17 protein-coding genes are annotated in these 20,621 nt (G+C 62.6%); 5 read left to right on the top strand and 12 right to left on the bottom strand.

From position 1 onward, the window contains the following. The first annotated feature begins 7 nt into the window (after nt 1-7). The 3 genes from VM99_01915 (at nt 8) to VM99_01905 (ending at nt 3,597) form a co-directional block, all read left to right on the top strand. Nucleotides 8-697: a transcriptional regulator PhoB gene (locus VM99_01915; GenBank protein ID AKJ96864.1), complete on the top strand. Its 690-nt coding sequence runs from the start codon at nt 8-10 to the stop codon at nt 695-697. A 112-nt stretch (nt 698-809) separates the two neighbouring features. Further along, on the top strand, nt 810-2,132 hold the full coding sequence (locus tag VM99_01910; protein ID AKJ96863.1) for a histidine kinase: 1,323 nt from the start codon (nt 810-812) through the stop codon (nt 2,130-2,132). 124 nt (nt 2,133-2,256) lie between these two features. Next, nucleotides 2,257-3,597, top strand: coding sequence for a CBS domain protein (locus tag VM99_01905; protein AKJ96862.1), 1,341 nt, complete (start codon nt 2,257-2,259; stop codon nt 3,595-3,597). 167 nt (nt 3,598-3,764) lie between these two features. Here the strand turns inward: VM99_01905 and VM99_01900 are convergent, their stop codons facing one another. The 12 genes from VM99_01900 to VM99_01845 all read right to left on the bottom strand — a co-directional run bounded on the left by VM99_01900 (nt 3,765) and on the right by VM99_01845 (nt 16,967). Then, nucleotides 3,765-4,661 carry a peptidase M23 gene (locus tag VM99_01900; GenBank protein ID AKJ96861.1) on the bottom strand — a complete coding sequence of 299 codons (897 nt, stop codon included), beginning with the start codon at nt 4,659-4,661 and terminating at the stop codon, nt 3,765-3,767. A gap of 219 nt (nt 4,662-4,880) precedes the next feature. Beyond that, a complete protein-coding gene (locus VM99_01895) occupies nt 4,881-5,828 on the bottom strand; it encodes a chemotaxis protein CheY (GenBank protein ID AKJ96860.1) in 948 nt (315 codons plus the stop codon). A 167-nt stretch (nt 5,829-5,995) separates the two neighbouring features. Further along, the gene (locus VM99_01890; protein AKJ96859.1) at nt 5,996-6,757 is read right to left on the bottom strand and encodes a transcriptional regulator PhoU; all 762 of its coding nucleotides are present in this window, start codon (nt 6,755-6,757) and stop codon (nt 5,996-5,998) included. Nucleotides 6,758-6,869: 112 nt separating this feature from the next. After that, on the bottom strand, nt 6,870-7,703 hold the full coding sequence (locus VM99_01885) for a phosphate ABC transporter ATP-binding protein (GenBank protein ID AKJ96858.1): 834 nt from the start codon (nt 7,701-7,703) through the stop codon (nt 6,870-6,872). A 93-nt stretch (nt 7,704-7,796) separates the two neighbouring features. Continuing rightward, nucleotides 7,797-9,467 (bottom strand): phosphate ABC transporter permease, encoded by a 1,671-nt coding sequence (locus VM99_01880; protein ID AKJ96857.1) that lies wholly within the window; start codon nt 9,465-9,467, stop codon nt 7,797-7,799. A gap of 15 nt (nt 9,468-9,482) precedes the next feature. Next, a complete protein-coding gene (locus tag VM99_01875; protein AKJ96856.1) occupies nt 9,483-11,768 on the bottom strand; it encodes a phosphate ABC transporter permease in 2,286 nt (761 codons plus the stop codon). Nucleotides 11,769-11,987: 219 nt separating this feature from the next. Then, nucleotides 11,988-12,986: a phosphate-binding protein gene (locus VM99_01870; GenBank protein ID AKJ96855.1), complete on the bottom strand. Its 999-nt coding sequence runs from the start codon at nt 12,984-12,986 to the stop codon at nt 11,988-11,990. Nucleotides 12,987-13,112: 126 nt separating this feature from the next. Beyond that, nucleotides 13,113-13,649 carry a lipoprotein gene (locus VM99_01865; protein AKJ96854.1) on the bottom strand — a complete coding sequence of 179 codons (537 nt, stop codon included), beginning with the start codon at nt 13,647-13,649 and terminating at the stop codon, nt 13,113-13,115. Between the two features lie 89 nt (nt 13,650-13,738). After that, complete coding sequence (locus tag VM99_01860; protein ID AKJ96853.1) at nt 13,739-13,984, bottom strand: transglycosylase; 246 nt, start codon at nt 13,982-13,984, stop codon at nt 13,739-13,741. A 103-nt stretch (nt 13,985-14,087) separates the two neighbouring features. Further along, nucleotides 14,088-15,173 (bottom strand): phosphoribosylaminoimidazole carboxylase, encoded by a 1,086-nt coding sequence (locus tag VM99_01855; GenBank protein AKJ96852.1) that lies wholly within the window; start codon nt 15,171-15,173, stop codon nt 14,088-14,090. A 12-nt stretch (nt 15,174-15,185) separates the two neighbouring features. After that, the gene (locus VM99_01850; GenBank protein AKJ96851.1) at nt 15,186-15,677 is read right to left on the bottom strand and encodes a N5-carboxyaminoimidazole ribonucleotide mutase; all 492 of its coding nucleotides are present in this window, start codon (nt 15,675-15,677) and stop codon (nt 15,186-15,188) included. Between the two features lie 372 nt (nt 15,678-16,049). Beyond that, on the bottom strand, nt 16,050-16,967 hold the full coding sequence (locus VM99_01845) for a LysR family transcriptional regulator (GenBank protein AKJ96850.1): 918 nt from the start codon (nt 16,965-16,967) through the stop codon (nt 16,050-16,052). Between the two features lie 178 nt (nt 16,968-17,145). Here VM99_01845 and aspA point away from each other — a divergent pair, with 178 nt between their 5' ends. Both aspA and VM99_01835 read left to right on the top strand, forming a co-directional pair. Then, the gene (gene aspA / locus VM99_01840) at nt 17,146-18,570 is read left to right on the top strand and encodes an aspartate ammonia-lyase (GenBank protein ID AKJ96849.1); all 1,425 of its coding nucleotides are present in this window, start codon (nt 17,146-17,148) and stop codon (nt 18,568-18,570) included. Nucleotides 18,571-19,141: 571 nt separating this feature from the next. Continuing rightward, complete coding sequence (locus tag VM99_01835) at nt 19,142-20,593, top strand: sodium:alanine symporter (protein AKJ96848.1); 1,452 nt, start codon at nt 19,142-19,144, stop codon at nt 20,591-20,593. Nucleotides 20,594-20,621: the final 28 nt, after the last annotated feature.

The raw sequence follows: 20,621 nt of genomic DNA, 5'->3' as shown, positions 1-20,621 counted from the left end.
TTACCCCATGGTTGGCAGGAGCATTCTGATCGTCGACGACGAGGCGCCCATCCGCGAGATGATTGCCGTTGCGTTGGAGATGGCCGGCTATGACTGCATGGAAGCAGAGAACTCTCAACAGGCCCACGCCATCATCGTCGACCGCAAGCCCGACCTGATCCTGCTGGACTGGATGCTGCCCGGCACGTCCGGCATCGAACTGGCGCGCCGGCTCAAGCGCGACGAGCTGACCGGGGACATCCCTATCATCATGCTCACCGCCAAGGGCGAAGAGGACAACAAGATCCAGGGCCTGGAAGTCGGTGCCGACGACTACATCACCAAGCCGTTTTCCCCGCGCGAGCTGGTGGCGCGCCTCAAGGCCGTGCTGCGCCGTGCCGGGCCGACCGATGGCGAAGCGCCGATCGAAGTCGGCGGCCTGCTGCTGGACCCGATCAGCCACCGCGTAACCATCGACGGCAAACCCGCCGAGATGGGCCCGACCGAATACCGCCTGTTGCAATTCTTCATGACCCACCAGGAACGCGCCTACACCCGCGGGCAACTGCTGGACCAGGTCTGGGGCGGCAATGTCTACGTCGAGGAACGCACCGTGGACGTGCACATCCGACGCCTGCGCAAGGCCCTCGGCGATGCCTACGAGAATCTGGTACAAACCGTGCGCGGCACCGGGTATCGTTTTTCGACGAAGGCATGAGAAAAGCAGCTGCGAGCTTTGAGCTACAAGCTGCAAGTAAAAGCCATTATCGACCCGCTTCAAACTTGCAGCTTGAAGCTTGCAGCTTTCAGCTGCTTCGAAAGGAAGCCCCGTGAATCAAAACTGGCATGGCACCCTGATTCGCCACATGTTGTTGCTGGTGACCGGCAGCCTGGTCGTCGGCCTGATCACCGGCTACTACGGCTGGAGCCTGGCTGCGGGCCTGGGGCTGTACCTGGCCTGGACCCTCAAGCAACTGCTGCGCCTGCACGAATGGCTGCGCCTGCACCAACCCGACGAAGCCCCGCCCGACGGCTATGGCCTGTGGGGCGAAGTGTTCGACAGCATCTACCACCTGCAACGGCGGGACCAGCGCGTGCGCGGGCGCCTGCAAGCGGTGATCGACCGGGTCCAGGAGTCCACCGCGGCCCTCAAGGACGCCGTGATCATGCTCGACAGCGAAGGCAACCTGGAATGGTGGAACCGCGCCGCCGAGACCCTGCTGGGCCTCAAGACGCCCCAGGACAGCGGCCAGCCGGTGACCAACCTGGTGCGCCATCCGCGCTTCAAGGAATACTTCGAGCAGGACAACTACGCCGAACCGCTGGAAATCCCCTCGCCCACCAACGACCGGCTGCGGATCCAGCTGTACATCACGCGCTACGGCAACAACGAGCACCTGATGCTGGTGCGGGACGTGACCCGCATCCACCAGTTGGAGCAGATGCGCAAAGACTTCATCGCCAACGTGTCCCACGAACTGCGCACGCCGTTGACGGTGATCTGCGGCTACCTGGAAACCCTGCTCGACAACGTCGAGGAGGTGAACCCGCGCTGGACCCGAGCCTTGCAGCAGATGCACCAGCAAAGCGGGCGCATGCAGACCCTGCTCAACGACTTGCTGTTGCTGGCGAAGCTGGAGGCCACCGACTATCCGTCGGACAACCAGCCGGTGCCCATCGACGACCTGCTGCAGACCATTGCCGAGGACGCACAGGAACTGTCCGGCCCCAAGCAACAGACCATCACCCTGGAAGCCGACCCGGGCGTGCAGCTCAAGGGCAGCGAGGCGGAACTGCGCAGCGCGTTTTCCAACCTGGTGTTCAACGCGGTCAAGTACACGCCCGAGCAAGGCCGGATCCACGTGCGCTGGTGGGGCGACGAGCAAGGCGCGCACCTGAGCGTGCGGGACTCGGGGATCGGCATCGACAGCAAGCACCTGCCGCGCCTGACCGAACGCTTCTACCGCGTCGACTCCAGCCGCAACTCCAACACCGGGGGCACCGGCCTGGGCCTGGCGATCGTCAAGCACGTGCTGCTGCGTCATCGCGGGCGCATGGAAATCAGCAGCGTGCCCGGCCATGGCAGCACGTTCACCTGCCATTTCACCCCGGCACAAGTGGTTCGCGCGCGCCTCGCCAGCCCGGCCGATTGATACCGGCCGGCATTGCCCCCTAGGCAACAGCCGAGTCAGCCGCTACATTGGCTGACTTGTGCCTGCCTTTTCAGGCACTGATTTCCTACTTTTACGGCTAATACGGAACCTGCAAAACTCCATCATGGACCCTTCCCCTGGCTTGTCCCTCGTTACACTCTTCGCCGAATTCGGCATGATTCTTTTCGCTCTGATCCTGGTTTTGCTCAACGGCTTTTTCGTTGCAGCCGAATTTGCCATGGTCAAGCTACGCTCGACCCGGGTCGAGGCAATCGCCGAGCAGAACGGCTGGCGCGGGCACATCCTGCGAACCGTCCACAGCCAGCTCGACGCCTACCTGTCGGCCTGCCAACTGGGCATCACCCTCGCCTCGCTGGGCCTGGGCTGGGTCGGTGAGCCGGCGTTCGCCCACATCCTCGAGCCGCTGCTGGGCGCGGTGGGCGTGCAGTCACCGGAAGTGATCAAGGCGGTTTCGTTCTTCACTGCCTTCTTCATCATTTCCTACCTGCACATCGTCGTCGGCGAGCTGGCGCCCAAGTCCTGGGCGATCCGCAAGCCCGAACTGCTGTCGCTGTGGACCGCCGTGCCGCTGTACCTGTTCTACTGGGCCATGTACCCGGCGATCTACCTGCTCAACGCCAGCGCCAACGCCATCCTGCGCATCGCCGGACAGGGCGAGCCCGGCCCGCATCACGAACATCACTACAGCCGTGAAGAACTGAAACTGATCCTGCACTCCAGCCGCGGCCAGGACCCCAGCGACCAGGGCATGCGCGTCCTGGCGTCGGCCGTGGAAATGGGCGAACTGGAAGTGGTGGACTGGGCCAACTCCCGGGAAGACCTGGTCACGCTGGAGTTCAACGCGCCGCTCAAGGAAATCCTGGCGATGTTCCGTCGCCACAAGTTCAGCCGCTACCCGGTGTACGACAGCGAGCGCCAGGAGTTCGTCGGCCTGCTGCACATCAAGGACCTGCTGCTGGAGCTGGCGGCCCTGGATCACATTCCCGAGTCGTTCAACCTGGCCGAGCTGACCCGGCCCCTGGAGCGCGTGTCGCGGCACATGCCGCTGTCGCAGTTGCTGGAGCAGTTCCGCAAGGGCGGCTCGCACTTCGCCGTGGTGGAGGAAGCCGACGGCAACATCATCGGCTACCTGACCATGGAAGACGTGCTGGAAGTGCTAGTCGGCGATATCCAGGACGAACACCGCAAGGCCGAGCGCGGCATCCTGGCGTATCAGCCGGGCAAGCTATTGGTACGCGGCGACACGCCGTTGTTCAAGGTCGAGCGCCTGCTGGGGATCGACCTGGACCACATCGAGGCCGAAACCCTCGCCGGGCTGGTCTATGAAACCCTCAAGCGCGTGCCGGAAGAGGAAGAAGTGCTGGAAGTCGAAGGCCTGAGGATCATCATCAAGAAGATGAAAGGGCCGAAGATCATCCTGGCGAAGGTGTTGATGCTCGATTGAGCACAAGGCTCTGTGGCGAGGGGATTTATCCCCGTTGGGCTGCGCAGCAGCCCTGAAACCAGGCGACTCGGTGTGACAGGTAGATTGGAGCTGCATTTTGGGGCTGCCGCGCAGCCCAACGGGGATAAATCCCCTCGCCACAAAAGCGCCCTTAGCACACCACCATGCTACTGCTTGCCCAACGCAAAGTTGGGCAGCTCTCCCACCGGTCGATCGAACTGGTACGGAATCGACACCAGCCCCAGCCCGGTATTGCGCTGCACCACGAAATGCAGGTGCGGGCCGGAGCTGTTGCCGGTATTGCCGGACAACGCCAAAGGCGAGCCCACCGTCACCCGCTGCCCTTCGCGCACGCTCACCGAACCCTTCTGCAGGTGCAGGTAGACCCCCATGGTCCCGTCGTCGTGCAGCACCCGCACGAAGTTGCCCGAGGGATCGTCGCCACGGCCAGTCTGCTCATTCTCGGTCTTGATCACCACCCCGCCCCGCGCCGCGATGATCGGTGTGCCTTCGGGCATGGCGATGTCCATGGCGTAGCGGTTCTTCGGCCCGTAGTGGCTGTACTGGCCGTTGGCGCCCTGGCTCAGCCGGAAAGGCCCACCCCGCCACGGCAACGGGTAACGATAGGCCTGTGCCGCGCCTGCCGGGTCGCCCAGGGAGTATTCGAACCTTGGGGTATACACCAGCGGCCTGCCGGGTTGGGTGGCCGTGAGCAGCGCCAGGCGCAGGTTGCTGCGCGCCGGCAGTACCCTGCGGATCGGCCGGCTCGGCGCCCCGCTCACGTTGCCCAGCCCGGCAAAACTCAACTCGATCTCCACCGGGGCGTACAGGTCATTGCGCACGAACACCGCGTCCGCGCCCTTCTGCTTCTTGATATCGAGAAACACCTGCCGTTCCAGGTGTTCGACCATGCGGTCGCGAAACACGAACACCTGGGCACCCTTGCTCGGGCGGTCGCTGTAGGACACCACGCCGTTGGCGTCGGTGGATTTGTAGATGGTCATGGCCATGGCCGAGGTGGAGGCCAGGACCAGACCGCAGGCGAACAACAGGGGCGCGAGCATGGGCAAAGGTTCTGTCGAAAGATGAAGGCCTGCACAGCAGCCTAGCAGCTGGGATGGACCAGCGTAGTCGACGGATGTTTCAAAATTGGATCAGAGCACGCGGTGAATTCGATGGCCCCTTTCGCGGGCAAGCCCGCTCCCACAGGGATCTTCAGTGTTCACTGGATCGAGTGTGGGAGCGGGCTTGCTCGCGAAGGCTGCCTGAAGGGCGCCGCCGGATCAGGCGCCCGGTACGAAGTGCTTCTGGGCGGTGCCGCGGGCGATCAGGCGAGAGATGTAGTCGAGTTTCTGCGGGTCTTTGTCGACGAAGCGGAACGTCAGTTGCAGCCATTCGCTGTCAGGCGTTTGCTCGTGAGCGACGATGGCGTGCAGGTAGCCGTTCAGGCGTGCGGTCTCGGCGTTGTCGCCCTGCTCCATGTCCAGCACGGCGCTTTCCAGCACTTGGGGCAGGTTGTCGCTGCGCTTGACCACCAGCAAGGCTTCCTTGAGGCTCAGGGCCTTGATCACGCATTGCTGGGTGCCACTGGACAGACGCAGTTGGCCCTGGCCACGATTGCCAGCCGGCGCGGCGGCAGCAGGGGCCTTGACCGGTGGGCTGTTGAGCAGGCCACGCGCCGCAGCGGCGGCAGCAGGTGCAGGCGCCGCGGCGGCCGGCCTGGCGGCGGCAACGGCAGGCGTAGCCGCCACGACCGGAGCGGCCTTGCCCCCGGTGAGGGCACTCAGGGAGTCATTGCCGAACGCCGAGTTCATCTTGGTCGGGGCGCTGTTCATCAGGGTGTCGAGCTTGCCGACCTTGTGCAGGGCCTGCTTGACCTTGGTCAGCAACTGTTCGTTGGTAAACGGCTTGCTGACGTAGCCGGACACGCCGGCCTGAATCGCCTGGACGACGTTTTCCTTGTCGCCACGGCTGGTCACCATGACAAACGGCATGCCCTTGAGATTGTCCTGCTGACGGCACCAGGTCAGCAGCTCCAGGCCGGACATCTCGGGCATTTCCCAATCGCACAGCACCAGGTCGAACGCCTCGCGGGCCAGCAGGGCCTGGGCTTTCTTGCCGTTTACCGCGTCTTCGATGCGCACGCCCGGAAAGTAATTGCGCAGGCACTTCTTCACCAGGTCGCGAATGAACGACGCATCATCCACGACCAACACACTGACCTTACTCATCCAGATACACCTCTAAAAAATCCCGGCAAGCATACCGCTTTTACTGATGGCACATTGCCAAAAACCGTCAGTCACGCCGGGACTTTTCGTTCACGGGGTGCTGCTTTCGATTAAAAAAAACCCAAAAAAAAGCCCGACCAGAAGGCCGGGCGCTTTTCTTGGCAATCTTACTTATCGTCCGTCTCGCCTGGAACATTAGCGGTTTCGGACGGGGTGCCTTCAACTTCTTCCTTCATGCGCTTGAGCCCCATGTGCCGTACATCGGTACCGCGCACCAGGTAGATCACAAGTTCGGAGATGTTGCGCGCATGATCGCCGATACGCTCCAGGGAACGCAGGACCCAGATGATGCTCAGCACCCGGGAGATGGAGCGCGGGTCTTCCATCATGTAGGTCGCCAGCTCACGCAGGGCGGTCTTGTACTCGCGGTCGATGATCTTGTCGTACTGGGCCACCGACAACGCCAGGTCGGCGTCGAAGCGGGCGAACGCATCCAGCGCGTCGCGAACCATGTTGCGCACCTGGTCGCCAATGTGGCGCACTTCGACGTAACCACGGGGCGCTTCGCCTTCTTCGCACAACTGGATGGCACGACGGGCGATCTTGGTGGCTTCGTCGCCGATCCGTTCAAGGTCAATCACCGACTTGGAGATGCTGATGATCAGGCGCAGGTCGGACGCCGCCGGCTGACGACGGGCCAGAATGCGCAGGCACTCTTCGTCGATGTTGCGTTCCATCTGGTTGATCTGGTCGTCGATCTCGCGCACCTGCTGGGCCAGGCCGGAGTCGGCCTCGATCAGCGCGGTCACCGCGTCGTTCACCTGCTTTTCCACCAGGCCGCCCATGGCCAGCAGGTGGCTGCGCACTTCCTCGAGCTCGGCATTGAACTGTGCGGAAATGTGATGAGTAAGGCCTTCCTTCGAAATCATGGTTTTGCTCCGCAAAAGCTGTGAGCTGCAAGCTTCAAGCTGCAAGCTGATATGTGTCGTTACGCTAAACTGCTTTTACTTGCCGCTTGAAGCTTGCGGCTCGCAGCTACCGCTAGCCATAGCGGCCCGTAATGTAGTCTTCGGTCTGTTTCTTGGCCGGGTTGGTGAACAAGGTATCGGTGTCGCCGAATTCCACCAGTTTGCCCATGTACATGAACGCGGTGTAGTCGGACACTCGCGCCGCCTGTTGCATGTTGTGGGTCACGATGACGATGGTGAACTTGGACTTGAGCTCGTAGATCAGCTCCTCGACCTTCAGCGTCGAGATCGGGTCCAGGGCCGAGCATGGCTCATCGAGCAGCAGCACTTCGGGTTCCACGGCGATGGTGCGGGCAATCACCAGGCGCTGCTGCTGGCCGCCGGACAGGCCCAGGGCCGAGTCATGCAGGCGGTCCTTGACCTCGTCCCACAGCGCCGCGCCCTTGAGCGCCCATTCCACGGCTTCGTCGAGAATACGCTTCTTGTTGATGCCCTGGATGCGCAGGCCGTAGACCACGTTCTCGTAGATGGTTTTCGGGAACGGGTTCGGTTTCTGGAACACCATGCCCACGCGACGACGCAGCTCGGCCACGTCCTCGCCCTTGCGGTAGATGTTGTTGCCGTAGAGGTTGATCTCGCCTTCGACGCGGCAACCGTCCACCAGGTCGTTCATGCGGTTGAACGTGCGTAGCAAGGTCGACTTGCCGCAACCCGACGGGCCGATGAACGCGGTGACGCGCTGCTTCGGGATGTTCATGCTGACGTCATACAGCGCTTGTTTCTCGCCGTAGAACAGGCTCAGGCCGGGCACTTCGATGGCGACGGTTTCCTGGGCCAGGTCCAGGCTCTGCTTGTCGCGGCCCAGGGCCGACATGTTGATGCCGTGTGTATGTGCTTCGTGTTGCATGGTCTCACTCCGTTCGTAGCTGCAAGCTTCGAGCTGCAAGCTGCAAGTTTGGGCAGAGGCGGCTTCTAGCTTGCCGCTCGTGGCTAAGCGCTGTCAGCTATCCAATGCTTTGTACTTTTCGCGCAGGTGGTTACGGATCCATACCGCCGACAGGTTCAAGACGGCGATCACCAGCACCAGCAACAGCGCCGTGGCGTATACCAGCGGCCGTGCGGCCTCGACGTTCGGGCTCTGGAAGCCCACGTCATAGATATGGAAGCCCAGGTGCATGATCTTCTGGTCCAGGTGCAGGTACGGGTAGTTGCCGTCCAGCGGCAGCGACGGCGCCAGCTTCACCACACCCACCAGCATCAGCGGCGCCACCTCACCGGCGGCACGGGCCACGGCGAGGATCATGCCGGTCATCATCGCCGGGCTCGCCATCGGCAGGACGATTTTCCACAAGGTCTCGGCCTTGGTCGCGCCGAGGGCCAGGGAGCCTTCGCGCACGGTACGCGGGATCCGCGCCAGGCCTTCTTCCGTCGCCACGATCACCACCGGGACCGCCAGCAGCGCCAGGGTCAGCGACGCCCAGAGCAGACCGGGGGTGCCGAAGGTCGGCGCCGGCAGGGCTTCGGGGAAGAACAGACGGTCCACCGAGCCACCCAGCACATAGACGAAGAAGCCCAGGCCGAACACGCCGTAGACGATCGCCGGAACCCCCGCCAGGTTGTTCACCGCGATGCGGATCAAGCGGGTCATCGGCCCCTGGCGAGCGTACTCACGCAGGTAGACCGCGGCCAGCACGCCGAACGGGGTCACGATCATCGCCATGATCAGGGTCATCATCACCGTGCCGAAGATCGCCGGGAAGATGCCGCCCTCGGTGTTGGCTTCACGCGGGTCGTCGCTGAGGAACTCCCAGACCTTGCTGAAATAGAAGCCCAGCTTGGTCAGCGTGCCCATGCCGTTCGGCTGATAGGCGTGCACCACCTTGCCAATGCCGATCTCCACTTCCTTGCCGTTGGCGTCGCGGGCAGTCAGGCTGTCGCGGTTGAACTGCGCGTGCAGGTCGGCCAGGCGCGCCTCGATGTCCTTGTAGCGGGCGTCGAGCTCGGCCCGCTCACTGGCCATGTCAGCTTGGGCGGCGGCGTCGAGCTTGCCCTCCAGCTCCAGCTTGCGCCCGTGCAGGCGGATACGTTCCAGGCCGGCGTTGATCGCGCCGATGTCGGATTTTTCCAGGGTCTTGAGTTCCGCGGCGAGCTTGTTGACCCGCGCAATGCGGGTCTGCAACTGCGGCCAGGCAGCCTCGCCCTCGGCGATGACCTTGCCATCTTCCTTGACGTTGACCAGGTAGCCGTAGAAGTTGCCCCACTCACGACGCTCGATGGCCATCAGTTCCGGTGGCGTGGTCTGGTTCGTCAGCCAGTCGCCGACGATCCAGGTGAAGTCGGTGCCGTTCAGGTCACGGTTGCCCACCTTGACCAGCTCGCGGATCATGAATTCCGGGCCTTCGTCGGGCACCGGCAGGCCGGCGCTCTTGAGCCGCTCGCGAGGCACTTCTTCTTTCTGCACCACCTCGCCCACCACCAGGTGCGCAGGCATGCCCGGCACGTTGTAGTTGGCGTGGATCAGGTCCGCCGGCCAGAAGTGGCCCAGGCCGCGCACGGCAATCACCGCCAGCAGGCCAATGGTCATGATGACCGCGATGGACACCGCGCCACCGCTGATCCAGACGCCGGGGGCGCCGCTCTTGAACCATCCTTTCAGGGAGTTCTGTTTCACAGACTTCTACCTTTCTTAAAGCGACGAATATTTCTTGCGCAGACGCTGACGGATCAGCTCGGCGAGGGTGTTCATGACGAAGGTGAACAACAGCAGCACCAGCGCCGACAGGAACAGCACGCGGTAATGGCTGCCGCCGACTTCCGACTCGGGCATTTCCACCGCCACGTTGGCCGCCAGGGTGCGCAGGCCTTCGAACAGGTTCATTTCCATGACCGGGGTGTTACCGGTGGCCATCAGCACGATCATGGTTTCACCCACCGCGCGGCCCATGCCGATCATCAAGGCCGAGAAAATGCCCGGGCTGGCGGTGAGGATCACCACGCGGGTCATGGTCTGCCACGGCGTGGCGCCCAGGGCCAGGGAGCCCAGGGTCAGGCCCCGTGGCACGCTGAACACGGCGTCTTCAGCGATGGAGTAGATGTTCGGGATCACTGCGAAGCCCATCGCCAGGCCGACCACCAGGGCGTTACGCTGGTCGTAGGTGATGCCCAGGTCATGGGAGATCCACATGCGCATGTCACCGCCGAAGAACCAGGCTTCCATGTACGGACTCATGTACAGCGAGAGCCAGCCCACGAACAGAATTACCGGGATCAGCAAGGCGCTTTCCCAGCCATCCGGCACCCTCAGGCGCACGGACTCGGGCAGGCGGCTGAAGACGAAGCCGGCCACCAGGATGCCGATCGGCAGCAACATCAGTAGGCTGAAGATGCCCGGCAGGTGGCCTTCGACGTACGGCGCCAGGAACAGGCCGGCGAAGAAACCGAGGATCACCGTCGGCATCGCTTCCATCAGCTCGATCACCGGCTTGACCTTGCGGCGCATGCCCGGAGCCATGAAGTAGGCGGTATAGATCGCCGCCGCGACCGCCAGCGGTGCCGCCAGCAACATCGCGTAGAACGCCGCCTTGAGGGTACCGAAGGTCAGCGGCGAGAGGCTCAGCTTGGGCTCGAAGTCGGTGTTGGCCGCGGTCGATTGCCAGACGTACTTGGGTTCGTCGTAGTTTTCGTACCAGACCTTGCTCCACAACGCGCTCCACGAGACTTCCGGGTGCGGATTATCCAGCGTCAGCGGTTGCAGCTTGCCGCCCTGCTCGACGATCAACCGGTTGGCCCGTGGCGACATGCCGAACAGGCCCTGGCCGTCGACCACCTGGTCCACCAGCAACGTGCGATGGGCCGTGCTGTGGAACACCCCGAGCTTGCCGGACGCATCGAGGGCAACGAAGCCCTTGCGACGCTCCTCGGCAGTGATCTCGACAATCGGCGTGGTGCCCATCTGGAAACTGCGGATCTGCTTCAGGCGCTGCTCGCCGTCAGGATCGCGTGCCATGAACCACTGGCTCAGACCACCCTTGGAGTCGCCGACGATCAGCGAAATGCCGCCCACCAGCTGGGTCGACGCGGTGACTTGGGCTTCGCCGTTTTCCAGCAGTTTGTAGCGCCCGTTGAGGCTCTTGTCCCGCAGACTGAACACGTCGGCCTGGGCACGTCCGTTGATCACATACAGCCATTGCTGGCGTGGGTCGACGAAGATGTTCTTCACCGGCTCGGTCATCTGCGGCAAGTCGATGCGCGTCTGCTCGCTGGTGACTTCGCCGGTCATCATGTTTTCTTCGCTGGTCAGCGACAGCACCTGCAGTTGGGCGCCACTGGAACCGGCGAGCAGCAGGGTCGAATCGGTGGCGTTGAGGCTGACATGCTCCAGCGCGGCACCCTGCTCGTTCAAGGCGATAGGCGTTTCGCCGTACGGGTACTCGACAGCGGGCGAGATGGTTTTCTTGCCGTCCGGGTAGCTGACCTTATAAGTGTGACGGAACACCAGGGCCTGGCCGTTGGACAAACCGATCACCACCAGCGGGCTGCCGGGCTGGTCTTCACCGATGGACGTCACGCTGGCGCCGGCCGGGATCGGCAGATCGACGCGGCGCAGCTCGGTACCATTGTGAACGTCGAAAAACAGCGCCTGGCCCTTGTCGGAAACCCGCATCGCCACCTGGTTCTGTTCTTCGATGGCAATCATCAGGGGTTTGCCGGCGTCTTGCATCCAGGCCGGGGTGATCGGGTCCTTGGCGGTCAGGTCCGCGCCCTGGAACAGGGGCAGCACTACATAGGCCAGGAAGAAGAAGATCAAGGTAATGGCCGCGAGTACCGCGAGGCCGCCCACCAGGACGTACCAGCGGGTCAGGCGATCCTTGAGCGCACGGACACGGCGCTTGCGTTGCAGCTCAGGCGTATTGAAGTCAATGCGCTTGGGAGGGGAAGTCGTAGTCATTGTGGAATTGGCCAGATCATTCATGCGCACACCCTAGCGATCCTGTATGACAGAAAGATGACAATGCAGTGACGCAACAAAACCGCCGCCCGTGGGAACCGGCAGCGGAGAGAAAATTAGTGTGTGGGAGCGAGCTTGTTCGCGATGAGGGCGCCACATTCAACATCAGTGTCGACAGACCCACCGCTATCGCGAGCAAGCTCGCTCCCACAGAAAGCCCGGGCATTGGCCCGGACTCAGGCGTTACTTCTTGGCGACGTTGCCGCCTTCCGACAGACCCAGGTCAGCCAGCGCCTTGGCGGCGACCTTGGCTGGCAGTGGGATGTAGCCATCCTTGACCACGACTTCCTGGCCTTGCTTGGACAGGACCAGCTTCACGAACTCGGCTTCCAGCGGGGCCAGAGGCTTGTTCGGAGCCTTGTTGACGTACACGTAGAGGAAACGCGACAGCGGATATTTGCCGTTCAGGGCGTTTTCTTCGGTGTCTTCGATGTACTCAGTACTGCCTTTCTTGGCCAGGGCCACGGTCTTCACGCTGGCGGTCTTGTAGCCGATGCCCGAGTAGCCCACGCCGTTGAGCGAAGAGCTGATGGACTGCACGACCGAAGCCGAACCAGGCTGCTCGTTCACGTTAGCCTTGTAGTCGCCTTTGCACAGGGCTTCTTCCTTGAAGTAGCCGTAGGTGCCGGATACCGAGTTACGGCCGAACAGTTGCACCGGCTTGTTGGCCAGGTCACCGGTCACGCCCAGGTCGCCCCAGGTCTTGACGTCGGCTTTGCCGCCGCACAGACGGGTGGACGAGAAGATCGCGTCAACCTGTTCCATGGTCAGGTGCTGGATCGGGTTGTCCTTGTGTACGAACACCGCCAGGGCGTCGACCGCCACTGGAATAGCGGTTGGCTTGTAGCCGTACTTCTGCTCGAAGGCTTGCAGCTCGTTGTCCTTCATCTTGCGGCTCATCGGGCCCAGGTTGGAGGTGCCTTCGGTGAGTGCGGGCGGCGCGGTGGAGGAACCGGCGGCCTGAATCTGGATGTTTACGTTCGGGTATTCTTTCTTGTAGTTCTCGGCCCACAAGGTCATCAGGTTGGCCAGGGTATCGGAGCCGACGCTGGACAGGTTGCCCGACACACCAGTGGTCTTGGTGTAGCTCGGGATCGCAGGGTCAACAGCGGCAACCGCGTTGGCAGTCGCAACGCCAGCGGCGACAAAGGTCATTGCCGCCATCAAACGCTTCAGTTTCATGCCTTACTCCTAGCAGATAGGGTGTGTTAAGTCGGCCAAGTATCGGTAAGCCGTGTGAACACTCTATGGCTGAAATATGACAATTGGATGAAAGGCCAGCATGGAGTTTTACAAAGCGTTTCTGCGTTACAGATCAGCTTCCTTCACCACCCTCACCTTTTCCGCGTCCAGCGCATAGGTGGCGCTGGCCAGGTCGTTGTCGACCTTTTCGATCTTTAGCGTGCCGATCACCCACAGCGGTGTGTAGATGTCGTCCAGCTTCAAGCCCTTGGGGTAGCGCACCAGCACCAGTTGATTGGGCGGCGGTGGCGGGACGTGGATGCAGGCACCCGGGTAAGGCACCAGGAAAAACAGCGTGCTGCGGCCCTTGGCGTCGGCTTCCAACGGCACCGGATAGCCGCCGATGCGGATGTGCTTGTCGTTCATCGACGCCACGGTCTTGGTCGAATACATCACCGCCGGCAACCCCTTGCTCTGCTTCAGGCCACCTTTATTGGTGAACGTGCCGTCGGCTTCGGGGGAGTTGTGGTCGATTTCAGGCATGGCCTCAAGGGCCTTCTGGTCCGACTTGGGCATCAGCTCGAGCCAATCGGTTTCCGGCAATTCGGCAGCATGGGCCAGGCCACTGCCTAGCAAAAGAAGGGTCAACACTAGACGGCGCATGAACGGGCTCGGCAATGAGGAAAGGGTGGAACGCCGAGCATTCTAGCCCCCTGCGCGCGCCGCGAGCAGAGGGCTTTGTCGCATTTGAATCAGTTTCTTTTGATCAGGCCGTAGATCACCAGCAGCACGATCGCGCCCACCAGGGCACCGATGAAGCCCGCGCCTTCGCCGGCCTGGTAAATGCCCAGGGCCTGGCCGCCGTAGGTGGCTGCCAACGAACCGCCGATACCGAGCAGGATGGTCATGATCCAGCCCATGCTGTCATCGCCCGGTTTCAGGAAGCGTGCCAGCAGGCCGACGATCAAGCCGATAAAGATGGTTCCGATGATTCCCATGGCAATTCCCCTTTTGATTGAGCGTCATGCCAAAGCCTAGTCAGACTTTGGCACCTTGCCATGAGAGAATTCGGCCGACGAATGGTTCCAACAATGTTTCAGATTATTGCTCGGCGATCAGCGCCTCGACCTGGATGATCTGCTGGGCAAGGGTCGCCCGGTCAGCACAACGCAGGTTGGCGTGACCCACCTTGCGGCCGGCCTTGAAGGCCTTGCCATAGTGATGCAGATGGCAGTCGGCAATCGCCAGGACTTTCTCGGTGTCCGGCACCTTGCCAATGAAGTTCAGCATCGCGCTTTCACCGACCTTGGCGGTCGACCCCAGCGGCAGGCCAGCCACCGCCCGCAGGTGGTTTTCGAACTGGCTGCACTCGGCGCCTTCGGTGGTCCAGTGCCCGGAGTTGTGCACACGCGGGGCGATTTCGTTGGCCTTGAGGCCACCGTCCACTTCAAAGAACTCGAACGCCATGACGCCGACATAGTCGAGCTGCTTGAGCACCCGGCTGGAATAATCCTCGGCCAAGGCTTGCAGCGGGTGGTCGGTGCTGGCGACGGACAGTTTGAGGATGCCGTCCTTGTGGGTGTTGTGCACCAGCGGGTAGAAGCGGATCTCACCGTCGCGGGCACGCACGGCGATCAGCGAGACTTCCCCGGTGAACGGCACGAAGCCCTCCAGCAGGCAGGCCACGCTGCCAAGTTCGGCAAAGGTGCCGGCCACGTCTTCAGGGCTGCGCAAAACTTTCTGGCCCTTGCCGTCATACCCCAGGGTGCGGGTCTTGAGGACAGCCGGCAGGCCGATGGCGGCGACGGCCGCGTCGAGATCGGCCTGGGATTGAATGTCGGCGAAGGCCGGGGTAGGAATGCCCAGGTCCTTGAACATGTTCTTTTCGAACCAGCGATCGCGAGCGATCCGCAGCGCCTCGGCGCTTGGGTAGACGGGGACGAACTGGGACAGGAAGGCAACCGTTTCAGCCGGGACACTTTCGAACTCGAAAGTCACCAGATCGACTTCATCGGCCAACTGGCGCAGGTGATCCTGATCGCCGTAATCGGCCCGCAGGTGCTCACCCAGCGCGGCGGCACAGGCGTCCGGCGCTGGGTCCAGGAAAGCGAAGTTCATCCCCAGCGGCGTCCCCGCCAGGGCCAACATGCGACCCAACTGGCCGCCACCGATTACACCGATCTTCATTCGTCAACCACCTCAGGCAATGCGCGGGTCCGGGTTGTCCAGGACGCTGTCTGTCTGCTCAGCACGGAATTTTTTCAGCACGGTATGAAACTGCGGGTGCTTGGCGCCCAGGATGCTCGCCGACAACAGGGCGGCGTTGATCGCACCGGCCTTGCCGATGGCCAGGGTCGCCACCGGGATGCCGGCCGGCATCTGCACGATCGACAGCAGCGAATCGACGCCCGAGAGCATCGACGACTGCACCGGCACGCCCAGCACCGGCAGGTGGGTCTTGGCCGCACACATGCCTGGCAAGTGGGCCGCGCCACCGGCACCGGCGATGATCACCTCGATGCCACGGGCCTCGGCTTCTTCGGCGTACTGGAACAGCAAGTCCGGGGTGCGGTGGGCAGAGACCACTTTCACCTCGTAGGGGATGCCGAGCTTTTCCAGCATATCGGCGGTGTGGCTAAGGGTGGACCAATCGGACTTGGAGCCCATGATCACGCCAACCAATGCACTCATCAATGTGCCTCTTCTCTCTGGGCGCCCGCGGGCGCGTCAAAAAACAACAAGCCACGCGGGAAACCGGCGTGGCTTGTTGTACGAATAATGGCCGGGTGAACCGACCGAAGGCCGGGCAGTATACCGAAAACGGTGCGTTAAACGCACTTTCGCCGACCATCTGTCATTTGAGGCGAAGCGGCGGTTTTATTGACTTCGAGGTCAGCAGAACAACGACACAAATCCCTTGTGGGAGCGGGCTTGCTCGCGATAGCGACCGGTCAGTCAATGCAACGGTGAATGTCAGTCCGTCATCGCGAGCAAGCTCGCTCCCACAGGGGCTCGGTGATGACTCTGATATCAGTGACATCCCACAAGGGGTCTGCGCTGTCTTCAAGAACCGGGAACACCCTGCGCCACCCCGCCCTCCAGCTTGCGCCACAACAACCGGACATTGGCCTTGCGCACCAGGGCACAGCGGTAGAGGCGGATCTCCAGTGGGACGTGCCATTGCGCCCCGCCGCAGATCACCAGTTCGCCCCGGGCCAGTTCGGCGCGCACGCTCAGGTGCGGCACCCAGGCGATCCCGAGGCCTTCCAGGGCCATGCTTTTCAGGCTGTCGGCCATGGCCGTTTCATAGACAGTGGTGAAGCGCAGCGCGCGCTGGCGCAGGAGCTGATTGACCGAGCGCCCCAGAAACGCCCCGGCGCTGTAGGCCAGCAGCGGCACGCTGGCCTCGCCTTCGAGGTCGAACAGTGGGTTGCCGTCCGCATCCGCCGCACACACCGGGAGCATTTGGGTCTGGCCCAGGTGCAGCGACGGAAAGATCTCCGGGTCCATCTGCATCGCAGAGTCCGGATCATAGAAAGCCAGCATCAGGTCACAACCGCCCTCGCGCAGGGCGTGGACGGCGTCGCCCACGTTGGTCGCCACCAGGCGCGTGGCGATGTTCATGCCTTCGTTGCGCAACTGCGCGATCCAACGCGGGAAGAAGCCCAGCGCCAGGGAATGCGCGGCGGCCACCTGGATGACCTCGCCCTGCCCGCCTTCCAGGTGATGCAGATGACGCAACACTTCACCCAGTTGCTCGACCACCGTGCGCGCCGTCACCAGGAACAACTGCCCGGCCGCCGTCAGCTCGATGGGCGTGCGCGAACGGTTGACCAGGGTCAGCCCCAGTGCCGCTTCAAGGCTGCGGATCCGGCGACTGAACGCCGGCTGCGTGACGAAGCGCCGCTCGGCCGCCTGGGAGAAACTGCGAGTCGCGGCCAGGGCACTGAAGTCCTCGAGCCATTTGCTTTCAAGATTCATCACGTCCTCCCACATGCACCAAAACGGGTCACACGCTCGCCATAACGCCGGCGTCACACCGGCATTATGCCGAATATGCATAGGGCAGTGTTTAACAGCATTGGCCCTAATTTGCATGCAGGCCTAGGATTCGAGGCGTTCCGGCTCAGACCGGGTCCTTATCGAGATGATTTCCGTCATGTCCTCCGCTGCATCTTTCCGCACAGAAAAAGACCTGCTTGGCGTACTCGAAGTACCGGCACAAGCGTACTACGGCATCCAGACCCTGCGAGCGGTGACCAACTTCCGCCTCTCCGGCGTTCCGATTTCGCATTACCCCAAGCTGGTGGTCGGTCTGGCCATGGTCAAGCAAGCCGCCGCCGATGCCAACCGCGAGTTGGGCCAGCTCAGCGAAGCCAAGCACGCCGCCATCAGCGAAGCCTGTGCACGATTGATCCGCGGTGATTTCCACGAAGAATTCGTGGTGGACATGATCCAGGGCGGCGCCGGCACGTCGACCAACATGAATGCCAACGAAGTCATCGCCAACATCGCGTTGGAGGTCATGGGCCACAACAAGGGCGAATACCAGTACCTGCACCCGAACAACGACGTGAACATGGCGCAGTCCACCAACGACGCCTACCCAACCGCGATCCGCCTGGGCCTGCTGCTGGGTCACGATGCGTTGCTGGCCAGCCTCGACAGCCTGATCCAGGCGTTCGCGGCCAAGGGTGAAGAATTCAGCCACGTCCTGAAAATGGGCCGCACCCAGCTGCAAGACGCCGTGCCGATGACCCTCGGCCAGGAATTCCGCGCCTTCGCCACCACCCTGGGCGAAGACCTGGCACGCCTCAAGACCCTGGCACCCGAACTGCTCACCGAAGTGAACCTGGGCGGCACCGCCATCGGCACCGGCATCAACGCCGACCCGCGCTACCAGGCCCTGGCCGTACAGCGCCTGGCGACCATCAGCGGCCAGCCGCTGGTACCGGCCGCCGACCTGATCGAAGCCACCTCCGACATGGGCGCCTTCGTGCTGTTCTCCGGCATGCTCAAGCGCACCGCGGTCAAGCTGTCGAAGATCTGCAACGACCTGCGCCTGCTGTCCAGCGGCCCACGCACCGGCATCAACGAAATCAACCTGCCGGCCCGCCAGCCAGGCAGCTCGATCATGCCTGGCAAGGTCAACCCGGTGATCCCGGAAGCGGTCAACCAGGTGGCCTTCCAGATCATCGGCAACGACCTGGCCCTGACCATGGCAGCCGAAGGCGGCCAACTGCAGTTGAACGTGATGGAGCCGCTGATCGCCTTCAAGATCTTCGACTCGATCCGCCTGCTGCAACGGGCCATGGACATGCTGCGCGAGCACTGCATCGTCGGCATCACCGCCAACGAAGTGCGCTGCCGCGAGCTGGTCGAACACTCGATCGGCCTGGTCACTGCCCTGAACCCGTACATCGGCTATGAAAACGCCACCCGCATCGCCCGTGTCGCCCTTGAAAGTGGCCGCGGCGTGCTGGAACTGGTGCGCGAGGAAGGCTTGCTCGACGACGCCATGCTCGACGACATCCTGCGCCCGGAAAACATGATTGCTCCGCGCCTGGTCCCGCTCAAAGCGTGATCGACGCGACTAGGGTTTGTACGAAAGGGCGCCGAGCGGCGATCAGGCACTTTTCGTACAAAGCCAACGCTCACCAGGTCGAGGGACTAGACACCTCTCACCTTTTGAGGGCTTGGGGCTCGTCCCCAAGCCCTTTTTTTAATTGACCAGAGGCTGAAAAGAAGTCTGGAAGCTGAAGAAGGTGAGAGCGGGCTTGCTCGCGAATGTGGTGTATCAGCACACGTCATGGCGGCTGACACCCTGCATTCGCGCGCAAGCCCGCTCCCACACAAAGCAGCTCCGCAGATGCCGGGCACTGAAAGGAGCCCGGTTGTTTCAAAGGTCCGTTTCGTCGGACGCACCACAACTGTGCAGACGGGCACCGCGCTGATAGGTATAGTGCCGCCCCTCTTCGCATGCGCGGTCGTCGGTAGCGAGACCCCAACACATGCGAAACCCGAACTAATAACAAACCCGCGAAATGGACCGGGACGAAACATCGCCTCGCCTGTCGTGCCGTCCGCCGGCCGATGTAACGCGATGTTTCCAACTGGCCAGCATTTGCTTAAACAAAAAACAGCGAGGAATACTCATGCTCGAAGTCATCAACGACTTCCTTTCAGGGAAAGTGCTGATCGTGCTCATTGTTGGGCTCGGTAGCTACTTCACGATCCGCTCGCGTTTCGTCCAGTTCCGCCATTTCTTCCACATGTTCGCGGTGTTCCGTGACAGCCTCAGAAGCAGCGCTGGCCAGCTCAGCTCCTTCCAGGCCCTGATGCTCAGCCTGGCCGGCCGCGTCGGCGCGGGCAACATCGCCGGTGTCGGCATCGCCGTGACCCTTGGCGGGCCCGGCGCGGTGTTCTGGATGTGGGTGACCGCCCTGGTCGGCATGTCCAGCAGCTTCTTCGAGTGCTCCCTCGGCCAGCTCTACAAGCGCTGCGACTCCGAAGGCCAGTACCGTGGCGGCCCGTCCTACTACATCCAGCACGGCCTGCAGAAGCGCTGGCTGGGCATGATCATGGCCTTCCTGCTGCTGATCACCTTCGGTTTCGCCTTCAACGGCCTGCAAGCCCACGCCGTGACCCACTCGCTGAACAACGCCTTTGGCCTGGACACCACCTACACCGGCCTGGGCCTGGCGGTCCTGCTGGGCCTGGTGTTCATCGGCGGGATCAAGCGTATCGCCAAGGTCGCCGACCTGCTGGTACCGGTCAAAACCCTGGTGTACATCGGCGTGACCATCTACGTGATCGTGCTGCAATTCGACCACGTGCCGGCCATGCTCGCGACCATCGTCAAGAGCGCCTTCGGCCTGGATCAAGCCTTTGGTGGCCTGATCGGCAGCGCCATCGTGATGGGCGTCAAGCGCGGCGTGTTCGCCAACGAAGCCGGCCTGGGCAGTGCGCCTAACGTGGCGGCCGTGGCGTCGGTCGAGCACCCGGTCGCCCAGGGTGTGGTCCAGGCGTTCAGCGTGTTCCTGGACACCTTCGTGATCTGCACCTGCACTGCGCTGCTGATCCTGCTGTCCGGCTTCTATACCCCAGGTTTCGAAGGCGACGGCATTGCCCTGACCCAGAACTCCCTGGCGGCGGTCGTCGGTGACTGGGGCCGGATGTTCATCTCCGTGGCCCTGGCGTTGTTCGTCTTCACCTCGATCCTCTACAACTACTACCTGGGCGAGAACAACCTGCGCTTCATGCTGGGTGAGAACCGCAAGGCTCTGATCGCCTATCGCTCGCTGGTACTGGTGCTGATTTTCTGGGGTGCCATCGAAAACCTCAGCACCGTGTTCGCCTTCGCCGACATCACCATGACCCTGCTGGCGTTCGTGAACCTGATTGCGCTGTTCCTGCTGTTCAAGGTCGGCATGCGCATCCTGCGCGACTACGACAACCAGCGTTCGGCCGGTATCAAGGTGCCTGTCTTCGACTCCAGCCAGTTCCCCGACCTGGACCTGGACCGCAAGGCCTGGCCGGCCAACCCCTCGGCACCGGTTGCCAACCCTCAGGGCGCCCCGGCGGGCGTGGCCGCAGCGCAACGCTGATCGGCGACCACTGTTGAAAAACCGGGCG

This window comes from Pseudomonas chlororaphis (genome assembly GCA_001023535.1).
In the GTDB taxonomy this organism is placed as follows: domain Bacteria; phylum Pseudomonadota; class Gammaproteobacteria; order Pseudomonadales; family Pseudomonadaceae; genus Aquipseudomonas; species Aquipseudomonas chlororaphis_E.
This window is presented reverse-complemented; position numbering and strand designations above follow the sequence as displayed.